Source organism: Azorhizobium sp. AG788, from assembly GCF_943371865.1.
Taxonomy (GTDB): Bacteria; Pseudomonadota; Alphaproteobacteria; order Rhizobiales; family Xanthobacteraceae; genus Azorhizobium.
Genome location: NZ_CALRWL010000003.1, coordinates 216,807 through 228,099, shown reverse-complemented (window position 1 = coordinate 228,099; position 11,293 = coordinate 216,807). Strand labels below are relative to the sequence as shown.

The following is an 11,293-nucleotide window of genomic DNA, read 5'->3' as shown; positions in this document are numbered from 1 at the left end:
GGGGCCGGCGGCGCGCCGCCGGCGCCGGCGGCATCGTCGGTGCCAATGTGGGGAAGAACAAGGAGAGCGAGGACGCCAGCGAGGACTATGCCGCCGGCATCTCCGCCACCTGCCGGGTGGCGGACTATCTGGTGTGCAACATTTCCTCCCCCAATACGCCGGGGCTGCGTCTCCTCCAGGCGCGGGCGGAAATGGCCGCCGTGATCGGCCATGCGCTTGCCGCCCGCAATGAGAGCATGCCCGATCCCGCGACCCGGCCGCCGCTGCTGGTGAAAGTCGCCCCCGACCTGGACGACGCGGGCCTGGAAGTCATCGCTGAGGTGGCGCTGGAGCAGGGCGTGGACGGCATCATCATGGGCAACACCACCCTGTCGCGCCCGGCCAGCCTGAAGAGCAGCCACAAGGGCGAGACCGGGGGCCTGTCCGGACAGCCGCTGTTTGCCTTGTCCACGGAACGGCTCGGTGCACTCTACCGGCTGGTGCGGGGACGCATTCCGCTGATCGGAGCCGGCGGCGTCTCCTCAGGGGCGGATGCCTATGCCAAGATCCGCGCCGGTGCCGATCTGGTGCAGCTATACTCCGGGCTGGTCTTCCACGGCCCCGCCCTGGTGCCGCGCATCAAGGCGGACCTCGCTGCGCGGCTGAAGGCCGACGGCTTCGCCAGCGTCGGCGCGGCGGTGGGCGCGGACATCCGCTGACCCGCCAGCCGTCGCAGACCCTGACGTATCCGGCGTAAGCGAGGACTGCGCTCAAGCTCCTCCGGGGCCGCCGCCTTTGACGGCGACCTCGCGCGCCAGCAGATCACGAATCTCTTCCAGCAATTGTTCCGAGCGCGGCGGCGCCGGATCGGCCTTCTTTTCCTCTGCCAGCTTCAACTTGTTGATGCCGCGCACGATGAAGAACAGGATGGCCGCGACGATCATGAAGTTGATGGCGATGGTGATGAAGTTGCCATAGGCCAGCACCGCGCCCTGCTTCTTGGCGTCCGCGAGGTTGTCCGCCGTGACCGCCGACGACAGCGGCAGGAAGTAGTTGGAGAAATCCAGTCCTCCGGTCACCGAGCCGATCACCGGCATGAAGATGTCGCCCACCATGGAGGTGACGATATTGCCGAAGGCCGCGCCAATGATCACGCCGACCGCGAGATCCACGACATTGCCCCGCATGGCGAACTGGCGAAACTGTCTGAGCATTCCGGTCTCCTCGCTGTCAGCCCGTAACGCAGGGCGCGCGCATTTGTGCCCCTCCCCGGGGTTTCTGGATGTATCATCCCACCTGCCCCACGCAGAGCACGAACCTTAGCTTCACGGACGCGCTTGTCCGTTGGCAAGCGCGGCTGTGACGTTTTCAAGACTTTGAGCGCGTGGGCTCCTATGTTAGGGAGTGCCGGCGTTCGGTCTCGGACGCGGCCCGAAAGGCCCTCGAAATCCTCCCTTGTGGACAGCATGGCGATACCAGAGAGAATGGCGGACCGGCAGACCAGCTTCGATTACGAGGATCTCCTCGCGTGCGGGCGGGGCGAACTGTTTGGCGCCGGCAACGCGCAGCTTCCCCTCCCGCCCATGTTGATGTTTGACCGCATCTCGGAGATTTCCGAGACCGGCGGCGCCTACGGCAAGGGCATGGTGCGCGCCGAACTGGACGTGAATCCGGACCTCTGGTTCTTCCCCTGCCACTTCAAGGGCGACCCGGTCATGCCCGGCTGCCTGGGCCTGGATGCCATGTGGCAGCTGGTGGGCTTCTTCCTCGGCTGGCTGGGTTCCCCCGGCCGCGGGCGGGCGCTGGGCCTTGGAGAACTGAAGTTTTCCGGCCAGGTGCTGCCCGAAATGAAGAAGGTGGTCTACGGCATCGACCTGAAGCGGGTGATGCGCTCGAAGCTGGTGCTCGGCATCGCCGATGGCTGGCTGGAAGCCGACGGCCAGGTCATCTATCGTGCCAAGGATCTCAAGGTCGGCCTGTTCCAGACCGACGCGGCACCGGGATCGACCGGCGCCTGACACCGCCTCGCCATGTTTTCTTGCGACCCCTGAGCGGAGTTGACGCTGCGTGTCCCTCGGTGAAGGAATAGTCCCGCTGGGAAATTGTGGCAGCACAGGATTTGCTTTTCATAAAGCACAGTCGATCGCGGGATTCGCTGCGCGCGGCTGCTCGGATTTTCACCTTGGGAGGTGACATGCGGCGCGTCGTCGTCACCGGGATGGGCATCGTCTCATCTATCGGGAACTCCACTCAGGAAGTGCTTGCCAGCCTGCACGAGGCCAAGAGCGGCATTTCCACGGCCACCGAGTTTGCTCGGCTCGGCTTCCGCTGCCAGGTGCAGGGCGCCCCGACGCTGGACGCCAGCGCGGTGGTGGACCGCCGCGCCATGCGCTTCCACGGTGGCGGCACCGCCTGGAACCATGTGGCCATGGACCAGGCCATCCTGGATTCCGGCCTGGAAGCCAGCGAGATCTCCAACCCGAAGACCGGGATCATCATGGGGTCCGGCGGACCCTCGACCCGCGCCATCGTGGAAGCCGCCGACATCACCCGCGACAAGGGCCCCAAGCGCGTCGGCCCGTTCGCGGTGCCGAAAGCCATGTCGTCCACCGCCTCCGCCACCTTGGCCACCTGGTTCAAGATCAAGGGCGTGAACTATTCCATCTCGTCCGCCTGCGCGACATCCAATCATTGCATCGGCAATGCGTATGAGATGATCCAGTACGGCAAGCAGGACGTGATGTTCGCCGGTGGCTGCGAGGAACTGGACTGGACCTTGTCCGTGCTGTTCGACGCCATGGGCGCCATGTCCTCCAAATATAACGACACCCCGGCCAAGGCGTCTCGCGCCTATGACGTGAACCGCGACGGCTTCGTCATCGCCGGCGGCGCCGGCGTGCTGGTGCTGGAAGAGCTGGAGCATGCCAAGGCCCGCGGCGCCAAGATCTATGGCGAAATCGCCGGCTATGGCGCCACCTCGGACGGCTACGACATGGTGGCGCCCTCGGGCGAAGGCGCGGAGCGCTGCATGCGCCAGGCCCTGTCCACGGTGAACATCCCGGTGGACTATATCAACCCGCACGCCACCTCGACCCCGGCCGGCGACCCGCCGGAAATCGAGGCCATCCGCAAGGTGTTCGGCGTCGGCGAGAAGTGCCCGCCCATCGCCGGCACCAAGTCGCTCACCGGCCATTCGCTGGGGGCCACTGGCGTACAGGAAGCGATCTATTCGCTGCTGATGATGCAGAACGGCTTCATCTGCGAGAGCGCCAATATCGAGGAACTGGACCCGGCCTTCGCCGACATGCCGATCGTGCGCAAGCGCATCGACAATGCCAAGCTCGGCTGCGTCCTGTCCAACTCCTTCGGCTTCGGCGGCACCAATGCCAGCCTGGTGCTGAAGAACCTGGACGCCTGACAAGAACCCGCCCGTGCCCCGCACGGGCGCTGGTCTTGGTCACGATCGGAAACCTCAGGTGATCGGCGGCGCCATGGCGCTTGATCGTGAGGTCTGCTATCGCCGTGACACCATTAGATGTGAGGACAACCGGCAATGCACGACCTGATGAAGGGAAAGCGCGGCTTGGTGATGGGCGTGGCCAATGACCACTCCATCGCCTGGGGCATCGCCAAATCCTTGGCTGGTCAGGGTGCGGAACTGGCATTCACCTATCAGGGTGAAGCCATGGCCAAGCGCGTGCGTCCGCTGGCCGAGAGCCTGGGCGCCTCGCTGGTGGTGCCGTGCGACGTGGAAGACCTCGCCAGCGTGGACGGCCTGTTCGCCGCCCTCAAGGCGCAGTGGGACAGCATCGATTTCATCGTTCATGCGGTCGCCTTCTCCGACAAGTCGGAGCTGAAGGGCCGCTATGCGGACACCAGCCGCGAGAACTTCTCCCGCACCATGCTCATCTCCTGCTTCTCGCTGACCGAGATCGCGCGGCGGGCGGCGGAGATGATGACCCATGGCGGCTCGATCATCACCCTGACCTATGGCGGCGCCACCCGCGTCATGCCGAACTACAATGTGATGGGCGTGGCCAAGGCGGCGCTGGAGGCCAGCGTGCGCTATCTGGCCGCCGACTATGGCCCGCAGGGCATCCGGGTGAACGCCATCTCCGCCGGCCCGGTGCGCACCTTGGCGGGCGCGGGCATCGCCGACGCCCGGCTGATGTTCAACTATCAGAAGCGCAACGCCCCGCTGCGCCGCACGGTCTCCCTAGAGGAGGTGGGCGGCTCGGCCCTCTATCTGCTCTCGGACCTGTCCGGCGGCGTTACCGGCGAGATCCACTTCGTGGACAGCGGCTACAACATCATGTCCATGCCGCACCCGGACGTGCTGAAAGCCCAGGAAGACGCCGAGGCCAAGATTGCCGCGGAGCAGTCGGCCCCCATCGCCGGCGTCACCGCCCATCTGGCGCAGAAGGCGGCCGAGTAGCCCCGTGGCTTCGGCCCCGGCCACACGGTTTGATCGGTTGCGCGCCAGCGCGCCGGTCTGGCTGGCGGATGGGGGGCTGGAAACCCAGCTGATCTATGGGCATGGCATTGCCTTGCCCGAGTTCGCCGCCTTCCTGACCCTGTATCGCACCGGCGAGCGGGAGGTTCTGGCGGGGATCTATCGCGCCTATCTCGACATCGCCGCCCGCTCGGGCCTGCCTCTGCAGATCGGCACGCCCACCTGGCGCGCCCATAGGGCCTGCCTGACCCGGCAGGGCTTTTCCGCGCCCGGCGACGTGGCGCGGGTGAATGCCGACGCGGTCGCCTTTCTCATGGAGCTGCGACAGGCGGCGGGGCTTGAGGACCAGGTGGTGATCGCCGGCGTCATCGGCCCGCAGGGGGATGGCTATGATCCCACCCACGCCCCCGACCGCGACGCGGCACACGCCTATCACCGGGAGCAGGCGGAGATCCTTGCCGCCGCCGGTGTCGACCTGCTCTACGCCCCCACCTTCGCCAGCGCTGCGGAAATGGAAGGGGTGGCCCGCGCCATGGCCGCCACCGGCCTGCCCTATGTGCTGGCGCCGGTGATCGACCCGCAGGGCCGACTGCTCGACCTCAGCCCGTTGACCGACGCCATCGCCCGCATCGACGCCGAAGTGGTGCCGCCGCCGGCCTATTTCATGGTCGGCTGCACCCACCCCAGCCGCTTTCGGGCGGCGCAGGAGGCCGGTGTTCTTCCCGCGACGACTGCGGCTCCCGAATGGGTTGCCGGCGCGCTCGGGCCACGGGTGGTGGGACTGAAGGCCAATGCCTCCGCCCGGCCCCCGGAAGAGCTGGTGGCGCTCGATCAGCTCGATGCCGGCGATCCGCACGCCTTCGCCGCCGACATGATGGGGCTGCGGCGGGACTACCGCCTGCGCGTTCTGGGCGGCTGCTGCGGCACCGACCATCGCCACATCGCAGCGTTGGCGGAGCGGCTCCATGATGAGGGACACACAGCTTAAGACACGCCGCTGGCGGCTTGCCGGCATCAGGGCGCGCGGCTATAGCCCATCCCGGTACGGCAAATGACCGATACATGCACAGCGGGACCTGTCGCCAGGTGGGGCGGTCTGCTGTGGTGGGGACAGCGTGACGCGTTTCGCGCTGCGCGCGGCAGGTGAGGACATCCGGGTATGGCGTCATGGGCCGTTGCTGCCATTGCATTTGCGTGCATGTTCACCGGTGCCATGGGCGCCATGGCCCTCGCCCGCTTTCTCCCGGCGCATCATGTCTCCAAGGAAACCCAGGACGCGGTGAAGCTGGGGGTGGGCATGATTGCCGCCATGGCCTCGCTGATCCTCGGCCTCATGACCGCCTCGGTGAAAGGCAATTTCGACACCACCGACCGCGACGTCCACACCTACGCCACCTACATCCTCGGCCTCGACGCCTCGCTGCGCCATTACGGCCCGGAGACAGCGGTCGCACGCACGCTCCTGGATGACTACGGGCGCGCGGTCATCAATGAGACCTGGGACGGCACGCCGAACCTTCCAACGCTGCGCCGGCCCGAATCCTCCGAGGTCCTGCTGGGGAATTTGGAAACCGCTGTCCGGCAACTGGCCCCATCCACGCCCGAGGCGCAGGAACTGCGGCCCGAGGCGCTGGCGCGGCTCAATGCCATCATCACCACCCGTTGGTCAGTTCTGGAGGAGAGCACCGCCGCCATTCCCACCATCTTCATCGTGGTGCTGGTGATATGGTTGACCTTGATCTTCGCCAGCTTCGGCCTGTTCGCGCCGGCGAACGCCATCAGCATCGTGGCGCTGACCCTGTGCTCGGCCTCCATCGGCGGGGCCTTGTTCCTCATCCTGGAAATGAGCGGGCCGTTCGACGGCTTCATCGCCGTCTCGCCCAAGCCCATGCAGGATGCCCTCGTCAGCATCGAGCGCTTCCCCATCCCCACGGCCCCGGCCAAGCCGGCGGCGCAGTAGCACGCGGCCGACGGAGGCTAGTTGCCGCCCTCCAGCAGGCGGCGGGCGATCACCTGCGCCTGGATCTCAGCGGCGCCCTCGAAGATGTTGAGAATGCGGGCATCGCACAGCAGGCGCGACACCGGATACTCCAGGGCGAAGCCATTGCCGCCATGAATCTGCAAGGCATTGTCCGCCGCGGCCCAGGCGACGCGGGCGCCCAGCAGCTTGGACATGCCCGCTTCCAGGTCGGTCCGCCGTCCCTCGTCCTTGGCGCGGGCGGCGAAATAGGTGATCTGGCGGGCGATGGCGATCTCCACCGCCATCATGACGATCTTGTCCGCCACGCGGGGAAAGGCCATCAGCGGCTTGCCGAACTGGACCCGCTCTTCCGCATAGCGCAGGCCGGTCTCCATGGCCGCCTGGGCGACGCCCACCGCGCGGGCGGCGGTCTGGATGCGGGCGGATTCGAAGGTGTTCATGAGCTGCTTGAAGCCCTGGCCCTCCTCGCCGCCCAGCAATTGACCGGCCGGCACCTCGAAGCCATCGAAGCCGATCTCATATTCCTTCATGCCGCGATAGCCGAGCACCTCGATCTCACCGCCGGTCATGCCCGGCGCCGGGAACGGGTCTTCATCGGTACCGCGCGGCTTTTCCGCCAGCAGCAGCGACAAGCCCCGGTAGCCCGGCTGGTTCGGGTCGGTGCGGACCATCAAGGTCATCAGATCGGCCCGCACCGGATGGGTGATCCAGGTCTTGTTGCCGGAGACCTTGTAGACCGCGGCCTCGCCCTCCCCTTCCTTCACCGCGCGGGTACGCAGCGAGGCGAGATCCGAGCCGGTGTTGGGCTCGGTGAACACCGCGGTGGGCAGGATCTCGCCGGAGGCGAGCTTAGGCAGATAATGCGCCTTCTGCGCCTCGGTGCCGCCGCCCAGGATCAGTTCGGCGGCGATCTCGGCGCGCGTGCCGAGAGAGCCGACGCCGATATAGCCGCGCGAGAGTTCCTCGGTGACCACGCACATGGCTTCCTTCGGAAGCCCCAGCCCGCCGAATTCCTCCGGAATGGTCAGCCCGAACACGCCCATGTCCGCGAGGCCGGACACGATCTCCAGCGGGATATAGGCATTCTTCAAATGCCATTCGTGCGCATGGGGGGCGACTTCCGCCTCCACGAAGCGATGGATCTCGCTGCGCATGGCTTCCAGGGTCTCGTCCAGGCCCGCATCGCCCACCGTGCCGCCATGGCCGGCGCGGATGATGGCGGCCAGCGCCGCGCGGGCCGGAGCGGTATTGCCCTGGCGCACCAGAGCCGCCACCGCCGCATCCTCGCGCAGGGCCGCGATCGCGGCCTCCGTCACGAACATATCCTCCAGGCGCACCATCTCGCCCTGGCTCATGGGAATGCCGCCGAGGATCTGGGCGGTGTATTCGCCCGCGCCGATCTGCACGATCAGCCGTTCGGCGGCGCCGAACTTGCCGGTTTCCGCCAGCCGATCCGCATAATGGACCAGTTCACGCACCCCGAAGACGTAGGTCGCCAGCCAGGACAGGCCATGGACGGCCCGCTGCTCGCTCTCAAGCAGCGCCGCCGACAGCTTGCCGCCTTCGCTCACCTGGGCGCGCACACTGCTGGTGGCTTCCGCCAGGACGCGTTCAAGCGCGACGAGGGCGGTCCGCGCCAGTTCGACCGGATCGACAGCATCCGGCGCTGCTTTGAGTGCGAGGCTGCTGGACATGGCTCTGGCTCCCGGAAGGTTGTGCGTTGCAGTATTTTCCCTATCCTTGCGCCGCATCGCGGCGGACGCAACGGGAGAATGGCGAAGGCGCATCGTTCGGCCAATCGGCAGGCCGGCCTTCGGCCCCGTGGGGCGGGAGACTATGCCGCGGGAGCGGACGCCCTGACCGGCTCGGGCCGCTCCACCGCCTCAGCGCAAACCCGGTTCCGCCCGCCTGCCTTGGCTTGGTAAAGCGCCCGGTCCGCGGCCTCCACCAGCAAGGTCATGGCTTGCCGAGGCCGTGGATGGGCGGTGGCAACGCCGATGCTTGCGGTGGCGTGAGGTCGGTCGTCGGTGCGATAGCCCGCTGTCGCCCGCTCGATATCGGCGCGCACGCGCTCAGCGAAGGTCAGCGCGCCCGCATGGTCGGTGCCGGGAAGAATGATGGCGAACTCCTCGCCGCCATAACGGGCACTGAGGTCGACCGGCCGCTGGATGCTGGCCCTGATCTGGGCGGCCACCAATCGCAGCAATTCGTCGCCGGCGCTATGGCCCAGCGTATCGTTGATGACCTTGAAACGGTCGAGATCCACCAGGAGCAGCGACAGTACCGCGCTTTCCCTGCCGGCGCGCGACCACTCCCGCTCCAGATGCTCGTCGAACGCGCGCCGGTTGGGCAGGCCGGTCAGCGAATCTGTGGCCGCGATGTTCTGCAATTCGGCCTCGACGGCAAATTGCCGGCGCAGTGAGCGCTGAAGCGCCATCACCAGCCAGACACCGATCGCCGAGGTCAATAGGGTCAGCACCGCGAGAATTGCGGTCCGCTTGACCCACCCTCTCATCGCGGTATCAGTCGAAAATCCCACCACCAGAACAAGGGGATAGGGGCCTAGAGCCTTGGCCACGAATTGCCTCTGGATGCCATCCAGAGGTGTTTTAGCCACGAAGCGCAATCCAGGCTCGCTCACAATCCGAGACAGCACGGGGTTGTCGTTGGCGTCGAGTCCGACATCACCGTGCCCATCCAGTGACGGCGCACGGGCAATGATACGACCCTCATTATCAAGGAGAGCTATGTAATCATCCGAACCAATGTCAACACTCTCAAACATCTTCATGAAATAAGATATCTTAAGCGAGACCACGGCCACGCCGAGAAGCTCATTGTCTTTCTCGAAAACGCCCCGGCTTAGAAGAAACACCTTCTCTCCGCCCCGTGATCTGACAGTATAAGGTCCACCTATGAACATCTTTCGAAGATTATTCTCGTGAAACCTAAAGTAATTTCGATCACGAAAGTTGCCCTTGCGGGGTTCCACAAAAGCAGAATCGTATAGGACGCCCCCATCCTTAGCCAGGACAAGGCTAGCGCCTACATATTCCGCCGCCGCCATCCCGTCAAAGAGGATCTTGTTCCGCACCTCTGTCGTCATTTTCGACACATCGATACGCTCAAGCGTATCGGACAATCCGACCAGGGAGCGGTCTATTATTTTGAGGTTTCTTTCGATGTCTGCCGAGACGATATTGAGGATGCTCTCCGCCGAATGGACAGCCCCTTCCCATCGATCAAAATAGGAATTCCAGATCAAGTACCCCTGAATCGCCGACACAGAAATCATGAGGATGACCGACGCATAGGCTGCCCAATTCGCCATTTGCGTCTTCAATATCGTCACCATGCTCAGCCTGGATCAGCCTGGGGTTGTCAGATTGGGAGGATTCCATTTCAGGGATAATCGATCCGGACGTTTTCGCAACGAAATCCTACCCGATACGCGCGTCAAACTAGGGTCACGCTGCAACGGTCAAGATCAAGCTGAGTTCCGCAACACACTTGTATTATTCGATTTTTGCGATCTGAAATCGGTTACATAAATTCAAAAATGCATTTGATTTTTTGCCCCATCGGGAAACCACGTCCGCCCGCGCACTTTGGCTAAAGCCATCATCGGCATACGCGTCGCGTTACGCGTTTTCGGAACGATAGGATTCCATCTGTGCGCTCAGTTCGTTGAGATTTTCCGCCACCTGAATGCAGGCGGAGACGGCGGTGTAGAGCCGGGTCAGGCTGGCCCCATCGCTCCGCAACAGGCCGGCGGCGCCCGCGCGGTCCATCTCTGCTTCCAGCGCCGCCACGGCCGCGGCAACGCCAGCCCCCGCCCGCGACAGGCGCTCGTCCTGCGCCAGCCCTTCAGCGCCCGTCGCGGCAAGCATCCCGGTGGTTGGCGCCTTGCCGGTCCGCAGGCTCTCCGCGAGATCCCGGCACTCCATGGCCAAGGCCGCTACCGCCGCCTGCAGGCTGGGGCGAACCGGATCGGAGAGGGACTGCGGCAAGGGCTGGTCGGCCACCCGCATCAAGATGATCACCGAATGCCACAGCCGCCGGCAGAGCCGCACCACGGGGGCGGCATCGGGCGCGCTGGAGAGCCGCCCCGCGCGCTCGCGCAACGCTTCGCCCACCCGCAGGTCCGCCGCCCGCAGAGTGGTCCGCGCCTGGGCATTCAGACGATCCACTTCCGCTGGGTCGAGCGTACCGTCAAGGAGGCCGCTGCCGCCCTGCTCCAGCAGCGCCGCGCAGGCGTCGATGGCGTCCGCCGCATGGGGAAACAGCAGCAGCAGGGCGCGGGTGGGAAAGATGAACAGCGCGCAGCCAATGCCGACCACGCCGCCCAGAGTGATCTCGAACACCCGCTGGAGACCGGAGATGAGCGGCTGGGCATGGGTGGGATCGGCCAGCATCACCACCACCACGGTCACCGGCGCCAGCTTGAAGCTGGGCCGGTACGCCGCCAGCAGAGCCGTGGCCAGCGTGCCGATGGTCAGAAGCAGCACGGTCAGGTTCTGCGAGGGTCCCGCCAGCATGGCCAATGCCACGCCGATGATGCCGCCGGCCACGGTCCCGGCGCCGCGATCCAGGGCCACGGCAACGCTCGCGCCGAGGGAGGACTGCACCACCAATATGGCCGAGAGCACCGCCCAATAGCCCTTCGGCAGATCCAGCGCCCAGGCGATGCCATAGGCCAGCAGCGCCGCGCTGGTCGCCCGCACCGCAAGGCGCAGATGCGCCATGTCGAACGGCGGCCAGGACAAAGAGAAACGGTCGGTGGAGAGCCAGCGGGGTTTCTGCATGGGCATCGGAACTCGGCGGGACCTGTCAAACCTGAAGGAGATATCGAACCGAACCCTCCCCCCGAGGGTTATTCC

10 protein-coding genes are annotated in these 11,293 nt (G+C 65.6%); 6 read left to right on the top strand and 4 right to left on the bottom strand.

The annotated features are described in order from the left end of the window. On the top strand, nucleotides 1–698 hold a 698-nt coding region (gene pyrD / locus AAG816_RS03855; protein WP_341988187.1), incomplete at its 5' end, for a dihydroorotate dehydrogenase (quinone). A 51-nt stretch (nucleotides 699–749) separates the two neighbouring features. On the opposite strand, the gene mscL is transcribed toward pyrD, so the two are convergent. Beyond that, on the bottom strand, nucleotides 750–1,193 hold the full coding sequence (gene mscL, locus AAG816_RS03850; RefSeq protein ID WP_341988186.1) for a large conductance mechanosensitive channel protein MscL: 444 nt from the start codon (nucleotides 1,191–1,193) through the stop codon (nucleotides 750–752). Nucleotides 1,194–1,463: 270 nt separating this feature from the next. On the opposite strand from mscL, the gene fabA reads away from it, so the two are divergent. The 5 genes from fabA (at nucleotide 1,464) to AAG816_RS03825 (ending at nucleotide 6,392) form a co-directional block, all read left to right on the top strand. Beyond that, a complete protein-coding gene (fabA, locus tag AAG816_RS03845; RefSeq protein WP_341988185.1) occupies nucleotides 1,464–1,997 on the top strand; it encodes a 3-hydroxyacyl-[acyl-carrier-protein] dehydratase FabA in 534 nt (177 codons plus the stop codon). Nucleotides 1,998–2,173: 176 nt separating this feature from the next. Further along, on the top strand, nucleotides 2,174–3,397 hold the full coding sequence (gene fabB / locus AAG816_RS03840; protein WP_341988184.1) for a beta-ketoacyl-ACP synthase I: 1,224 nt from the start codon (nucleotides 2,174–2,176) through the stop codon (nucleotides 3,395–3,397). Between the two features lie 135 nt (nucleotides 3,398–3,532). Further along, complete coding sequence (gene fabI / locus AAG816_RS03835) at nucleotides 3,533–4,414, top strand: enoyl-ACP reductase FabI (RefSeq protein WP_341988183.1); 882 nt, start codon at nucleotides 3,533–3,535, stop codon at nucleotides 4,412–4,414. A gap of 4 nt (nucleotides 4,415–4,418) precedes the next feature. Beyond that, nucleotides 4,419–5,420, top strand: a complete 1,002-nt coding sequence (locus AAG816_RS03830) for a homocysteine S-methyltransferase family protein (protein ID WP_341988181.1) — start codon at nucleotides 4,419–4,421, stop codon at nucleotides 5,418–5,420. A gap of 171 nt (nucleotides 5,421–5,591) precedes the next feature. After that, nucleotides 5,592–6,392 (top strand): hypothetical protein, encoded by an 801-nt coding sequence (locus AAG816_RS03825; protein WP_341988179.1) that lies wholly within the window; start codon nucleotides 5,592–5,594, stop codon nucleotides 6,390–6,392. A 17-nt stretch (nucleotides 6,393–6,409) separates the two neighbouring features. Here AAG816_RS03825 and AAG816_RS03820 read toward each other — a convergent pair whose 3' ends face one another. The 3 genes from AAG816_RS03820 to AAG816_RS03810 form a co-directional block, all read right to left on the bottom strand. After that, nucleotides 6,410–8,107, bottom strand: a complete 1,698-nt coding sequence (locus tag AAG816_RS03820) for an acyl-CoA dehydrogenase family protein (RefSeq protein WP_341988178.1) — start codon at nucleotides 8,105–8,107, stop codon at nucleotides 6,410–6,412. A gap of 140 nt (nucleotides 8,108–8,247) precedes the next feature. Beyond that, nucleotides 8,248–9,744, bottom strand: a complete 1,497-nt coding sequence (locus AAG816_RS03815) for a diguanylate cyclase (protein WP_341988177.1) — start codon at nucleotides 9,742–9,744, stop codon at nucleotides 8,248–8,250. 310 nt (nucleotides 9,745–10,054) lie between these two features. Next, nucleotides 10,055–11,218 (bottom strand): FUSC family protein, encoded by a 1,164-nt coding sequence (locus AAG816_RS03810; RefSeq protein ID WP_341988176.1) that lies wholly within the window; start codon nucleotides 11,216–11,218, stop codon nucleotides 10,055–10,057. Between the last annotated feature and the right edge of the window lie 75 nt (nucleotides 11,219–11,293).